The organism is Amycolatopsis sp. CFH S0740, assembly GCF_004522315.1.
Classification (GTDB): Bacteria; Actinomycetota; Actinomycetes; order Mycobacteriales; family Pseudonocardiaceae; genus Amycolatopsis; species Amycolatopsis nivea.
Genome location: NZ_SDLS01000011.1, coordinates 107,939 through 121,161, shown reverse-complemented (window position 1 = coordinate 121,161; position 13,223 = coordinate 107,939). Strand labels below are relative to the sequence as shown.

General features: G+C 70.2%; 14 protein-coding genes. 6 read left to right on the top strand and 8 right to left on the bottom strand.

What is annotated here, in order from left to right:
* The first annotated feature begins 143 nt into the window (after positions 1-143).
* Positions 144-377: an Lrp/AsnC ligand binding domain-containing protein gene (locus tag EIZ45_RS20370; protein WP_037811714.1), complete on the top strand. Its 234-nt coding sequence runs from the start codon at positions 144-146 to the stop codon at positions 375-377.
* A 19-nt stretch (positions 378-396) separates the two neighbouring features.
* The gene (locus EIZ45_RS20365; RefSeq protein ID WP_134665539.1) at positions 397-936 is read left to right on the top strand and encodes a DUF3515 domain-containing protein; all 540 of its coding nucleotides are present in this window, start codon (positions 397-399) and stop codon (positions 934-936) included.
* Here the strand turns inward: EIZ45_RS20365 and EIZ45_RS20360 are convergent.
* The 3 genes from EIZ45_RS20360 to EIZ45_RS20350 all read right to left on the bottom strand — a co-directional run bounded on the left by EIZ45_RS20360 (position 917) and on the right by EIZ45_RS20350 (position 5,343).
* Positions 917-2,257 (bottom strand): MFS transporter, encoded by a 1,341-nt coding sequence (locus tag EIZ45_RS20360; protein ID WP_037811717.1) that lies wholly within the window; start codon positions 2,255-2,257, stop codon positions 917-919. The two genes, EIZ45_RS20365 and EIZ45_RS20360, sit on opposite strands and share 20 nt — an antisense overlap.
* A 286-nt stretch (positions 2,258-2,543) precedes the next feature.
* Positions 2,544-3,641: a D-alanine--D-alanine ligase family protein gene (locus EIZ45_RS20355; protein ID WP_134665541.1), complete on the bottom strand. Its 1,098-nt coding sequence runs from the start codon at positions 3,639-3,641 to the stop codon at positions 2,544-2,546.
* A 331-nt stretch (positions 3,642-3,972) separates the two neighbouring features.
* Positions 3,973-5,343 (bottom strand): PLP-dependent aminotransferase family protein, encoded by a 1,371-nt coding sequence (locus EIZ45_RS20350; protein WP_043835426.1) that lies wholly within the window; start codon positions 5,341-5,343, stop codon positions 3,973-3,975.
* A gap of 89 nt (positions 5,344-5,432) precedes the next feature.
* Between EIZ45_RS20350 and EIZ45_RS20345 the strand changes: the two genes are divergently transcribed.
* A complete protein-coding gene (locus EIZ45_RS20345; protein ID WP_134665543.1) occupies positions 5,433-6,107 on the top strand; it encodes a pyridoxamine 5'-phosphate oxidase family protein in 675 nt (224 codons plus the stop codon).
* Here EIZ45_RS20345 and EIZ45_RS20340 read toward each other — a convergent pair.
* Together EIZ45_RS20340 and EIZ45_RS20335 are read right to left on the bottom strand one after the other, a co-directional pair.
* A complete protein-coding gene (locus EIZ45_RS20340; RefSeq protein ID WP_134665545.1) occupies positions 6,079-7,530 on the bottom strand; it encodes a cell wall metabolism sensor histidine kinase WalK in 1,452 nt (483 codons plus the stop codon). The genes EIZ45_RS20345 and EIZ45_RS20340 overlap by 29 nt on opposite strands.
* A complete protein-coding gene (locus tag EIZ45_RS20335; RefSeq protein ID WP_043835431.1) occupies positions 7,527-8,228 on the bottom strand; it encodes a response regulator transcription factor in 702 nt (233 codons plus the stop codon). Before EIZ45_RS20335 ends, EIZ45_RS20340 begins: the two co-directional genes overlap by 4 nt.
* 138 nt (positions 8,229-8,366) lie before the next feature.
* Between EIZ45_RS20335 and EIZ45_RS20330 the strand changes: the two genes are divergently transcribed.
* The 3 genes from EIZ45_RS20330 to EIZ45_RS20320 are packed head-to-tail and all read left to right on the top strand — an operon-like array spanning position 8,367 to position 10,556.
* Positions 8,367-8,741, top strand: coding sequence for a VOC family protein (locus tag EIZ45_RS20330; RefSeq protein WP_043835433.1), 375 nt, complete (start codon positions 8,367-8,369; stop codon positions 8,739-8,741).
* Positions 8,738-9,559, top strand: coding sequence for a bifunctional 2-polyprenyl-6-hydroxyphenol methylase/3-demethylubiquinol 3-O-methyltransferase UbiG (locus tag EIZ45_RS20325; protein ID WP_134665547.1), 822 nt, complete (start codon positions 8,738-8,740; stop codon positions 9,557-9,559). Before EIZ45_RS20330 ends, EIZ45_RS20325 begins: the two co-directional genes overlap by 4 nt.
* A 10-nt stretch (positions 9,560-9,569) precedes the next feature.
* Positions 9,570-10,556, top strand: coding sequence for an asparaginase (locus EIZ45_RS20320; protein ID WP_134665549.1), 987 nt, complete (start codon positions 9,570-9,572; stop codon positions 10,554-10,556).
* Between the two features lie 32 nt (positions 10,557-10,588).
* Here the strand turns inward: EIZ45_RS20320 and EIZ45_RS20315 are convergent, their stop codons facing one another.
* The 3 genes from EIZ45_RS20315 to EIZ45_RS20305 all read right to left on the bottom strand — a co-directional run bounded on the left by EIZ45_RS20315 (position 10,589) and on the right by EIZ45_RS20305 (position 13,174).
* The gene (locus EIZ45_RS20315; protein WP_043835437.1) at positions 10,589-11,071 is read right to left on the bottom strand and encodes a cysteine dioxygenase family protein; all 483 of its coding nucleotides are present in this window, start codon (positions 11,069-11,071) and stop codon (positions 10,589-10,591) included.
* A gap of 364 nt (positions 11,072-11,435) precedes the next feature.
* Positions 11,436-12,461 carry an NAD(P)H-dependent glycerol-3-phosphate dehydrogenase gene (locus tag EIZ45_RS20310; RefSeq protein ID WP_043835439.1) on the bottom strand — a complete coding sequence of 342 codons (1,026 nt, stop codon included), beginning with the start codon at positions 12,459-12,461 and terminating at the stop codon, positions 11,436-11,438.
* On the bottom strand, positions 12,461-13,174 hold the full coding sequence (locus EIZ45_RS20305; protein WP_240690744.1) for a 1-acyl-sn-glycerol-3-phosphate acyltransferase: 714 nt from the start codon (positions 13,172-13,174) through the stop codon (positions 12,461-12,463). The genes EIZ45_RS20310 and EIZ45_RS20305 overlap by 1 nt, the downstream gene beginning before the upstream one ends.
* Between the last annotated feature and the right edge of the window lie 49 nt (positions 13,175-13,223).

Sequence of the window (13,223 nt, the reverse complement as noted above, 5' to 3'; positions counted from 1 at the left end):
TCACCTCCTGTTTCCCTCGCCTGTGTCGGATCGGCCACCGACAATCGGATCCCCTAGGTTTTTCCCAGGGCTGGCGCTACGTTTCCTACACCGTCTACACCGTTCCTACCTCGACTAGACCGCCACCGACGAAAGGGCACGCCGTGGTCCACGCATACATCCTCATCCAGACCGAGGTCGGCAAGGCGGCCGCGGTGGCTGCGGAGATCGCCGGGGTCCCGGGCGTGACCAGCTCCGAGGACGTCACCGGCCCGTACGACGTGATCGTGCGCGCGGCCGCGGACACCGTGGACCAGCTCGGCCAGCTCGTCGTCGCCCGCGTGCAGAACGTGCAGGGGATCACGCGCACGCTGACCTGCCCGGTCGTGCATCTCTGAGCCGTGGTCCACTGAGGCGGTGGCAGACACCGACACCGGGGCCCCTCCGAAGGTCGTCCTCGTCACCGCGTCGTTGCTCGTGGCCGCGCTGGCGGTCGCGGTCGCGGTCGTCGCGCTGACGAAGAGCTCTTCGGGACAGCCCGATCCGAACCAGCCGCTCGCGCTCGTGTCCGTTCCCGCGCCGCAGGCCGGGTCGCCGGACTGCGCGAAGCTGATCGCCGGGGTCCCGGCCACGCTCACGTCGAACGGCAAGGAACTGTCGCCGCGCACGCTCGCCGAGCCCGCGCCGAAGGCCACCGTCGCGTGGGGCGAACCGGATCCGGTCGTGCTGCGCTGCGGCCTCGAACGCCCGCCGGAGCTCACCCAGACCGCGCAGCTGCGCGTGGTCAACAAGGTGCAGTGGCTGCAGATCGAGCAGGGCGGTTCGGCCACCTGGTACGCGGTCGACCGGCCGGTCTACGTCGCGCTGACCGTCCCGGAGAGCGCCGGGACGGGACCGCTGCAGGCCGTTTCGGATGCCATCTCGGCCAAGCTGCCGGTCAAGCCTCTGAAGTTCTAGCCGCGATCGTTTCCAGCGACTCGCCGGTAGTACGCGGGCCGAGCACCGCCACGTCGACCATCAACAGCACCATCGCACCCGCGACCACCGCGAACATCGTCGTCGCACCCGCCGAATGCAGAACCGGCAGCAGCACGAACGGCATCGCCGCCGTCGCCAGCCGGGACAACGCATAGGCCGAACCCGCGGCGGTGCCGCGCAGCGACGTCGGGAACAGCTCGCCCTGGTAGGTGTGGAAGGCGTTGGAGAAGACGTTGCTGACAGCGGTGTAGCAGAAGCCGAACACCGCAATGAGCACGCCGGACGTCGCGTAGCCGAAGGCCAGCCCGAACACCGCCATCGCCGCCGCGCTCGCGACGATCAGCCACTTGCGTTCCAGCCGTTCGATGATCGGGATGGACAGCGCCGACCCGATCGGATAGCCCAGGAAGGTGAGCGCGCTGAACGTCAGCGACGTGACGAGGCCGAAACCCTTGGCGGCCAGCACAATCGGCACCAGTGAACCGAAGCCGTAGTAGCCGAACGATTGCAGCAACTGGAAGACGTACAGCATCGCCGTGCGACGGAACCACGGCGGACGCAGCAATGCCGACGCGCGCACGGGTTCGGGCGCGGGCGGTTCCGGCTCCGGTTCGGGCAACGGCTGCGGCGCACTCGCTTCGAGCTTGCGCACGACCTCGTCCGCTTCGCCGATTCTCCCTTGTGCCGCAAGCCAACGCGGTGATTCCGGCAGCGTGAACCGCAGCGCCCACACGACCGCCGCGCCCAGCGCGCCGATCACGAACAGCCAGCGCCAGCCGTCGATGCCGAGCGGCGCGTGCCCGACGAGCGCACGAGCGAGGAATCCGGCGGCGGGGACACCGCAGAAGCCAATGGTGTAAGCCCAGGCTGTCGCCCGGCCGCGGGCGCGCGCGGGCAGCAGGTCGGCGAGATAGGCGTCAGCGACCGGCAGCTCCGCGCCGATGCCGATCCCGGCGATGAACCGGCAGATCACCAGCATCCACACGTCCGTGCTGAACGCGCCGAGCAGCGTGAACACCGAGTACAGGCCCAGGGTGAGCAGGAACGCGCGACGCCTGCCGAGCCGGTCGGCCAGCCTGCCGAGGAACACCGCGCCCACGAACGCGCCGACGAACGCCGACGCCAGGACGTACTTCAGCGTCGTCGGGGTGACACCGAACTCCTTGGTGAGGACGGTGCTGATGGTCGCGGCGAGGAACAGGTCGTAGAGGTCGAAGAAGGTCGCGATGCCGACCACTGCGACGAAGTACCGGTGCCGCCGGGTGACCGGGAGCCGGTCGAGCCGGGATGCGATCTGCACGCGCTGTTTTCCTTACGGTGGGGACAGGCCGTTCGTTCGAGGGCAATCGTAAGGTCGCCGGCCTGGTCCGGCCGCGTGCGCCGCTGTCGCGGCGGGGTTCCCGAGGAAGACCCCCGGGTCAGCGCCAATGCCAGGAACCGCCCGCGTGACCCCGGTGAATGTACGTGAGGGGAACCCTCAGGGAATCAGATTCCCTCAGGGTTCCCCTCACGTACATTCGCCTCGCCCGGCGCGTCCTGTGCGCCGGGCAGCGGGGCGACGCGGCTTAAATTCCTGGCATTGCGGGTCAGCGCAGGCCGGTGCCCCGGGCGAGCGCGGTGTCGATCAGTGTCGACAGCAGCGTCGGGTAGTCCACCCCGGTGACCTCCCACATCTTCGGGTAGGCGGACTTCGTGGTGAACCCGGGCATCGTGTTGACCTCGTTGATCACCAGGTCGCCTTCCTCGGTCACGAAGAAGTCGACGCGGGCGAGGCCCTGGCAGTCGAGCGCGCGGAACGCCTCGACGGCCATCGCGCGCAGGCGGTCGGTGAGCGCGTCGTCCAGTTTGGCCGGGATGTCCAGTTCGGCGTCCTCGCCGAGGTACTTGGTTTCGAAGTCGTACCAGGCGTCCTCGCCCTCGGCGAGCACCCGGATCTCCGCCGGGAGCGACGCCTCGACGCGGCCGTCCGGGAATTCCAGCACGCCGCATTCGACCTCGCGCCCGCGCACCGCGGCCTCGACGAGCACCTTGGGATCGGTGCGCCGGGCGAGTTCGATCGCGGCGTCCAGGTCCGCCCAGTCGGCGACCCGGGAGATGCCGACCGACGAACCGGCGCGCGAGGGCTTCACGAACACCGGCAGGCCAAGGCGTTCCCGGTCCGCTTCGGCCAAAGTGGACTGTCCGCGGCGCAGCGCGGAGTACGTGCCGACCGGCAGCCCTTCCGCGGCGAGCAGCTTCTTCGCGTATTCCTTGTCCATCGCCGCCGCGCTGGCGAGCACGCCGGGGCCGACGTACGGAATGTCAGCGAGTTCCAGCAGGCCCTGGATGGTGCCGTCCTCGCCGAAGGCGCCGTGCAGCACCGGGAAGACGACGTCGACGGTGCCGAGCACCTCGGTGGCCTGGCCCGGGTCGACGGTGCGCAGCTCGCGGCTGGTCGGGTCGCCGGCGAGCACGAGCGCGCGGCCGGACTCGACCGACGGCAGCTCGCGGCCCTGGATGCTGAGCTGCTTCGGGTCGCCGGTGCCGAGCACCCAGCCGCCGTTCGGCGTGACGCCGACCGGGAGCACCTCGAAGCGGTCCGGATCCAGGTTCGAGATCACACTGCCCGCGGACAGGCACGAGATGGTGTGCTCGCTGCTGCGGCCACCGAACACGACCGCGACCCGGATCTTTTCAGCGCTCATAGCCGGTCACCGTACCGGGTGAGCCTCGCCAACAGCGCGCGCCGGGGGTGCCTGCGCTGGTCGGAAGGCGCGCGAGCCCGATGTCCGTGAAGGGGACCTCTGGGGGACTCTGATTCCCGATGCCAGGAACTCAAGGCGAGGCTGCGGGCGCGGTGTGCGGCGTGGCTGCCCGGGACGCAGGGGCTGGCGGGACCGCGGCGGCTGGACGAAGAGGGCCGGTGACCCCGTGGGGTTTCTCGGCAGCTGCGGCGGGCGGCTAGGCAGCACCGCTGCATGCCCCGGTGAAGTCCGTGAGGGGAACCCTCAGGACTTCTGCGGGAGCTGAGCGCGGTCAGCGGAGAAGATCGACCAGCGTCGGCACCGCGGCCATCAACGCTTCCCGCGAGCAGCCCGCGTATCCCAGCGCGATGCCGTGCACCGTCGGCGTTCCGGCGAAATGCCGCGCCAGCCCGTCGAGTCGGATCGAATGCCGTTCCGCCGCGGCGATCAGCTCGGCTTCGGCCTCGGCGCTTTCCGTCCGCACCACCAGATGCGCGCCAGCGTCGTCGCCGACGAACGGGATCCCGGCGTTCGACAGCGCGGTCACCAGCACAGTCCGGCGTTCGGCCATTTCCCGCCGCAGCTTCCGCAGGTGCCGACCCAGATCGCCGGTCCGGGCGAGTTCGACCAGCACCCGCTGCCCCGCGGGTGACGGACGGGTTCCGGTGAGATCCCGGTACGCCAGAATGGAATCGGCCACCGAGGCGGGGGCGACGAGCCAGCCCGCGCCGAGGGTCGGGGTAAGGATTTTGCTGGTGGTGCCGAGGTGCACGACGACGTCCGGGGCGAGCGCGGCCAGCATCGGCAGCGGGGCGACGTCGAAGCGCAGCTCGCCGTCGTAGTCGTCCTCGATGACCAGCATGCCTTCCGCGCGAGCGCGTTCCACGAGCTGCACGCGGCGGGCCGCGCTCATCCGGCTGCCCATCGGGTACTGGTGCGCGGGCGAGCAATAAACGGCGCGCGCCCCGGCGGGAATCGCGTCCGGGCGCAGGCCTTCCTCGTCCACCGGAACGCCGACGACGGTGAGCCCGGCCTGCCGGAACGCTTGCACCGCACGCTGATAACCCGGTTCCTCGAACGCCACGACCGCACCTCGGCGCAGCACGGCAGCGGCGAGTTCCACGACAGCCGCAGTGGTACCGCCGGTCGCGAGCACCGAACCGGCGGCCAGACCGCGGTGGCGCAGCAAGTGTTCCGACACTGTCGCGCGGTATTCCGGCAACCCGGCGCGGTGCGCGCGCGTGAGCGGCTCGGGATCGGCGGCTGCCCGCCATGCTCGCCGCCAGGCCGCGCGGTCGAGGCCGCCTGCCCATGGCGTACCCGGCGCGAGGTCCAGCAGCGGGGCTTGTTCCGCCTCGGCGAGCAGCGAACCGGGCACCGTGACGGACGCGGCGGCGCGGGTCGGCGGAGTGGTCACGTAGGTGCCAGAACCGTGTCGGCCAGCGATCCAGCCTTCCGCGTGAAGTTGCTCGTACGCAGCGGAAGTGACCGTGCGCGAGACGCCGAGCCGTTCCGCCAGCGCGCGCGTGGACGGCAGCCGGTCGCCGCCGCGGAGATGTCCGCCGGCCGCGGCTTCGCGCAGCGCGTCAGCCAGCTGCACGGCCAGCGGGGTGGCCGCTTCGCGGTCGAGGCTGACCGGCAGGGCGGTGTCGGCGTAGGACACGGCGGACCTCCGTTACGGCGAAGTGGACTTCTCAAGTGTAGAAGAAGTGGACATTCAACGTAGCCACTTGGCCGCCGCACACTGAACGCATGAGCAGCCTTTCGCCCACCGAACGCACCACGCTCGGCCGCAAACGCCACCGCGCCGCCAGTGAGCGCGCGGTCCTGCACGCCGTGCTCGACGAGGCGCTGATCTGCCACCTCGGCGTGGTCCGCGACGGCGTCCCGCTGGTGCTGCCCACCGGATACGGCCGCGACGGCGACACCCTGTACCTGCATGGTTCCACGGGCGCGGCCAGTCTGCGAGCCGCGACCGGGGAAACCGACGTCTGCGTGACGGTCACCCTCCTCGACGGCATCGTCTACTGCCGCTCGGTGAACAACCACTCGGTGAACTACCGCAGCGCGGTGATCCTCGGCAAGGCCCGGCTGGTGACCGACCCGGACGAGAAGATGCGCGGCCTGCACGTGCTCACCGACCACCTCTCCCCTGGTTCGTGGGAGCACGCTCGCGCGGTGAACAAGAAGGAATTCGCCGCGGTGTCGGTCATCGCGCTCGACCTCGCCGAAGCGTCGGTGAAACTCCGCGCCGAAGGACCCGACGACGAACCCGAAGACGTCACCGCCAACGCCGCCTGGGCCGGAGTACTGCCGGTGCGCACGGTCTTCGGCGAGCCCGAACCCTCCGCCGACCTGCCACCCGGCTGGACCGTGCCCGAACACGTCACCGCACGCGTCACGAGGGCAGCGGCAACCGCACGGTGAACACCGTCCGCCCGGGACGGCTCTCCAGCGAGACCGTCCCGCCGTGCTCCACCACCAGCGAATGCACCACTGACAACCCCAGCCCGGTGCCGCCAGCGGCCCGGGTGCGGGAGTTGTCGACGCGATAGAACCGGTCGAAAATCCGCTGCTGATCCGCCGCGGAAATCCCCGGTCCGGCATCGGTGACGGCGGCGACGGCCATCCCGTCGGCCACCGTCACCGCCAGCTCGACCGGCGTTCCCTCCGCGGTGTGCACGGCGGCGTTGGCGAGCAGATTGTCCAGGACTTGCCGCAGCCGCGCCGGATCCGCGTGCAGCAGCACCGGTTCCTCCGGAATCGAGACCGTCAGCGGATGACCCGGCCGACCGGCCCGGAACGCGTCCGCGGCGGCCGCGGCGATCTCGGTGAGATCCATCCGCTGCGGGCGCACCGGCGGTTCGACATCGCGCGCGTCCAGCCGCGCGAGCAGCAGCAGATCGTCCACCAGCACGCTCATCCGCGCGGTCTCGGCCCGGATTTTCTCCAGGTGCGCCTCGCGTTCCTCGGGTTCGTTCGCGGCGGCGTAACGGAAAAGATCGGCATAGCCGCGAATCGACGTCAACGGGGTCCGCAGCTCATGCGAAGCGTCGGCGACGAACCGGCGCAACCGATCGTTCGCCTCAGTCCGCGCGGCCAGCGAGGATTCGATGTGGCTCAACATCAAGTTGAACGCCGTCCGCAGCTCCTCGACCTCCGCTCCGCCACCCGTGCCGGACGCGCGCACCGGCAAATCCGCCGTAGCAGTGAGGTCGTGCGAGGCGATGTCGTGCGCCGTGCCGGCCATGTCCGACAACGGACGCAATCCGCGCCGCAGCACCACGCGGCCCGCGACAACGAGAATCGCCAACGCGATGAGGAACGCGATGACTTCGATCAACATCAGCTGCTGCACGGTGTTGTCGAGATCAGCCTGCGGCGCGGCGCTCAACAGCACGGTGCCGGCCCCGTTCCGCGAGGTCTCCACCGGACAGGCCCGGACGCGGTAAGAACCCTGGCCGGGCAAGGCGATCGTGCGAAACAGGTCGCCGCTGGTCGCATCTTCGGCGACCTGCGCCAACGGCCGCACGTCGTTCGGCAACGTGCTTCCCGGCTGCGGGACGGCGTGCCCCTCCCGCACGTCGAAAACCGCGGAATACCAGGAGTAGACGACTTCCGGATTGTCCTTCGATTCGCGCAGATGCGGCACCTGCGCGACCTGGCTGGTCTTGAGCTGCTCGTCGAGCCGCCGGTTGAGGTAGTCGTGCATCAGCTCGACGGTCAGCGCGCCGACGATCGCGAACACCACCAGCGACAACGCGCCGAGCCCGAACGCCAGCCGCGTGCCCAGCCGGGAAGCGCGCCAAGCCCGGTACCACCGGCGAGCCCAGCGCCCGACCCGGTTCACCGGCCCGCCTGCCGCACGGAATACCCGACGCCGCGCACGGTGTGGATCAGCGGTTCGGCCTCGGTGTCGAGCTTGCGCCGCAGCCGCGAGATCGCGAGTTCGACCACATTGGACCGTCCGCCGAAGTCGTACTCCCAGACGTGGTCGAGGATCTTCGCCTTGGTAAGCACCGCGGGCGAACGCCGCATCAGGTAACGCAGCAGCTCGTATTCGGTGGGTGTCAGCTCGGCGAGCTGGCCGCCGCGGCGGACTTCGTGCGTCTCCTCGTCCAGGGTGAGGTCGCCCACCTGCAGCACCACCGTGCGGGTATCCGGTTTCTCGGACGTCCGCCGCAGCACCGCGCGCAGCCGCGCCATCAGCTCCTCGACGGAGAACGGCTTGACGAGGTAATCGTCACCCCCGCGGGTGAGGCCGGCGATGCGGTCGGCGGTCGCGTCCTTGGCGGTCAGGAACACCACCGGCACCGCGTCGTGTTTCTCGCGCAGTTTGTCGAGCACGGTGAAGCCGTCGAAATCGGGCAGCATGAGGTCGAGCACGACGATGTCGGGAGCGAACTCCGCAGCGCGCGCGAGCGCGTCGGCGCCGCAGCCGGCCGTCACGGCCTGCCAGCCCTCGTAACGGGCGACGGTCGCGACCAGGTCGGCGATGTGCGGCTCGTCGTCCACGACGAGCAGCCGCACCGGGTTCGGGTTCTCCACCCCGCCATCCTCCGCGACGTCCGCTCGGGCGCGCGAGCCGAACCCCCGGCTGACAGCGACTCGACAGGAAACCTGTCGCGCGCATCGGGCATTCCGGGCAGACTCCGGACCGGCAGCAACCCTGGCACAAGGAGCCCGATGACCTCGTACGTGGACAACATCACCGTCGACTGCGCCGACCCGTGGGCTCTTGCCCAGTTCTGGACCAAGGTGACCGGCCGCCCGGTCGGCGAGGACGACCGGCAAGGCGATCCGGAGATCGGCATCACGCTCGATTCCGGCGTCACCCTCCTGTTCATCGCCGTCCCGGAAACCAAGACCGTCAAGAACCGGATGCACCTCTGCCTGGCGCCGGACGACGGGACCCGCGACGAAGAGGTGGACCGGCTGCTCAAGCTGGGCGCGACACTGCATTCCGACCACCGCCGCGACGACGGCACCGGATGGGCTGTCCTCCAGGATCCCGAAGGCAACGAGTTTTGCGTCCTGCGCAGCGCGGCGGAGAAGGCGTGACCGATTCGTTCGAGATCAACCGCGCCAACTGGGACGACCGCGCGCCGATCCACGCGCGCTCGGCGTACTACGAGTTCGACAAGTTCAAGGCCGATCCCGCGCACCTGAGCCAGATCGTGCGCTTCGACCAGCCGCGGCTCGGCGACGTTTCCGAGCTGCGCACCGTGCACCTGCAGTGCCACATCGGCACGGACACGCTGTCGCTGCACCGGCTCGGGGCCAAGATCTCTGGTCTGGACCTTTCCCCGGCGTCGCTCGCCGAGGCGCGCGAGCTCGCCGACGCCACCGGCGCGGACATCGACTACCACGAGGCGAACGTCTACGACGCGGTGGAAGTCTTCGGCGAAAACGCGTTCGACCTGGTGTACACCGGGATCGGCGCGATCTGCTGGCTGCCGAAGATCGCGCCGTGGGCCGAGGTGGTCGCGCGGCTGCTGCGGCCCGGCGGACGGCTCTTCATGCGCGAAGGCCATCCGATGCTGTGGACGCTCGACGACGAATCCGAACGCGCGTGGCCGAAGTACGACTACTTCGAGCACGACGAACCGCTCGTGTTCAGCGACGACACCACCTACGTCGACACGGACGAACCACTGCGCACGACGACCACGCACAGCTGGAACCATTCGCTCGGCGAGATCGTCACCGCGCTGCTCGACCAGGGCCTGATCCTGACCGGGCTAACCGAACACGACACCGCGGCGTGGAACGCGTTGCCGCACGAGATGGAAGAGGCCGGGGGCGGCGAATGGCGGCTGCGGGACAACCCGCGCCGGATCGCCGCGAGCTACACCCTGCAGGCGCGGCGCCCCGCATAGAGTGCGGGGCATGACTCGCATCGCCGTCGCCGCGCTGGGCGGCACCATCTCGATGGCTCCCGGACGTTCGATCGAAGACGGCGTCGTGCCGCGGCTCAGCGCCGAGGACCTGCTGGGAGACCTGGGTTCCCGGCTGCCGATGGAGATCACCGCGGCCACGCTCGCCGGGCTGTCGAGTTCGTCGATGGACTACGCGACGCTCGCGCGGACCCGGCAGTGGGGCGTCGAGCAGATCGAGGCGGGCGCGGACGGTTTCGTGGTGGTGCAGGGCACGGACACGCTCGAGGAAACGGCGTACCTGTTCGACCTCACGTGGCCGTCCGACGCACCGGTGGTGATCACCGGCGCGATGCGGAACCCGAGCCTGCCCAGCCCGGACGGGCAGGCGAACATCCTCGCCGCGCTCGCCGTCGCCGCCGATCCGCGCAGCTGCGGCCGGGGCGCGCTGGTGGCGTTCAACGACGACGTGCACGCGGCGCGCTGGGTGCGGAAGACGCATTCCAGCCACGTCGAAACGTTTTCGTCGCGGCCCGCGGGCCCGCTCGGCATGGTCGCTGAGGGCTCGGTGCACTACTTCCACCCGTCGCCGCCGCGCCTGCCGGTGCTGCCGGGAGCCGAAACCGTCGATCTCGTTCCGCTGCTGGAATCAGGTCTCGAAGATTCGGGCGAACTGCTTTCGCTGGTCCTCAAGGGCGGCGCGCGCGGCGTAGTGGTGGCCGCGAACGGCGTCGGACACGTGTCGACCGGAACCGCGGACGTGATCGCAGCGGCGGAAGTACCGGTGGTCGTCGCTTCCCGGACCGGCGCGGGCCCGACTTTCCGCGGCACCTACGGGTTTCACGGCTCCGAATCGAGCCTGATCCGGATGGGCGCGACCATGGCCGGCTGGCTGTGCCCGCGGAAATCGCGGATCCTGCTGCAGGTTCTGCTCGCGGCGGGTGTCTCCCGGGAGGAGATCGAACGGCAGTTCAGGCTGCGCGGCGACCTCGACTCGTGAGTGTTGATCCCGGTTCTAACCGTGATGAACACTCACGACCGCAGCTCGGGCCCGTCGACCGGATTCGCCTGGTACGACCGCATCTGCCGGCCGCCCTGGCGGTAGACGTGCACGCTGATCGCCGGGTCCGGGCCGTCGTTGCGCACCTCGTGCACGTAGCCGGGCCCGAATACGCGCGACTGCCCGGCGGACAGCCCGTGCACCTCGGTTACCGCACGCCCGCCCGGGGCGCGCCGCGCGACGGTTTCGGTCAGCCGCCCGGACACGACGGTGAACGCACCGGTCGAGAAGGCGTGGTCGTGCAGGTCGGTGTGCTGGCCGGGAAGCCAGCTGAGCAGCCAGATCTCCTGGTCCTCGGTGCGTTCGACGAGGGCGGAGAACCGCTGGTCGGGGTCGTAGCGCAGCAGGCTGCCCCAGCGCTCCCGGTCAGCGGCCACGTCGACGGCGACGCGGACCGGGTGGCGCAGGGCGGGGTTCTCGGGACGCAGCAGGGTGTTGTCCGGAACGGCGAACATGAAAAGAAGTCCTCACGGGAAGAAGATGGGTGTCGAACTGGGCCGGGACGGTTTCACCGACAACAGCGACACGACATGCCCATGACGGGGCGGAGGTCGTCAGACCCCGGCCGCATCGTCATCTCGCACGTCAGCATGCCGCACAGAGAACCAGCCCCGGACCGCCCGGTCAACCCGTCTCACCCCCTGGACCGCCCAGGTGAGCGCAGGTTCACACCCTGGTGTGCCCGCTCGTGCGCGGCAACGCCGGTTCTAACCGGCAGCGCCGCTCACGACACCCAGCCCGCTCGCCAGGCCAAGCTTCCCGCCTTCGCAACTCGTGCGCGGCAACGCCGGTTCTCACCGGCACCGCCACTCACAAGTCTCAGCGCCACTCCGGCTTCCGCGACCGTCCGAGCAGTTCCGCGCCCGCCTGCCGCGGGTCGACGCCCTCGTGGCACACCCGGTACATCGCGTCCGTGATCGGCATGTCGGCCCCGTGCCGCTGCGCCAGTTCGCGGATCGACGAGCACGACGCGACACCCTCCGCGACCTGCCCGCCAGTCGCCGCCTGCGCCTCGGCCAGCGTCTCGCCGCGGCCGAGGCGTTCGCCGAAGGTGCGGTTGCGCGACAACGGCGACGAGCACGTCGCGACCAGGTCGCCGAGCCCGGCGAGTCCGGCGAAGGTCAGCGGGTCCGCGCCGAGTTTCGCGCCGAGCCGGGCCATTTCGGCGAGGCCGCGCGTGATGAGCGTCGCCATCGTGTTCGCGCCCAAGCCCATCCCGGCGGCCATCCCGCAGCTGAGCGCGATCACGTTCTTGCACGCGCCGCCCAGCTCGCAGCCGACCACGTCGGTGTTGGTGTAGGGCCGGAAATACTGGTTCGACGTCGCCTGCTGCACCGCTTTCGCGCGCTCGTGGTCGGCGCACGCGAGCACCGCGGCGGCGGGCTGCCCGGCGGCGATCTCGCGGGCCAGGTTCGGCCCGGACACCACCACGATCTCGCCCGGATCGACTTCGGCGAGTTCGGCGATCACCTCGCTCATCCGCTTGAGCGTGCCCAGTTCCACGCCCTTGGCGAGGCTGACCAGGATCGCCTCGGGCGGCAGCAGCGGCCGCCAGCCGGTGAGATTCGCGCGCAGGCTTTGGCTCGGCACCCCGAGCACGACCGCTTGCGCGCCGTCCAGCGCTTCGGCCGCGTCGGACGTCGCGGTGATCCGGTCCGGCAACGTCGTTCCCGGCAGATACGACTCGTTGGTGTGCCGCTCCCGGATTTCCTCGGCGACGCTTTCCCGGCGCGCCCACATCGTCACGTCCCGGCCCGCGTCGCCGAGCACCTTCGCGAACGCGGTGCCCCACGAACCCGCGCCGAGCACGGTGACCCGCTGCACGTCGGCGGCGAAACCCGCCATCAGGCACCGTCCTCCGGATTCTCGGCCTCCGCCTTGGGCTCGGCGGTGATCTCCGCCTTGGTGTCCGCCGCCGCGTCCGTGTCCGGCTTCTTCGCGGGCGGTTCCTCCTGCCGGATCTCGGCCAGCAGCCGGGTCACCTCGTCCATCAGCACCGCGGTGACCTCACGCAGCGTCGAGGCGCTGCGCGGGTTCGCGCCGCGGAACCGCGACAGGTCGATCGGGTCGCCGACCAGGTGCGTCACCGTCTTGCGCGGGAACGGCGTGAACTTCTTGGTGTAGCCGTTGAAGATCTGGTTCGTGCCCCAGCGCGCGATCGGGATCACCGGCACGTCGTTCTGCAGCGCCAGCCGAGCCGCGCCGCTGTAGGCCTCCTTCGGCCAGCCCAGCGGGTCCTTCGTGATGGTGCCCTCGGGGTAGATCACGATGACCTTGCCCTCTTCGAGCGCCTGGTGCGCGGCCTTGAGGCTGTCGCCCGCCGCGCTCGACCCGCGCGCCACCGGGATCTGCCCGGACCCGGTCACGATCCGGCCGAAGACCGGCACGTTCTTCAGGCTCGCCTTGAGGAAGAACCGCGGCACCCGCTTCTGCCGGTGCACGAACACCGCGTCGACCGGCGGGTCGAGGTGCGAGATGTGGTTCATCACCAGCACCGCGGGCCCTTGCCGGGGGATTTTCTCCGCGCCGAGGTACACCCGCTTGCCGATCGCGGTCATCGGGTAGAACGCGGCGGCGGCCAGCCCCACCCAGAATCCGCCCTTCTCA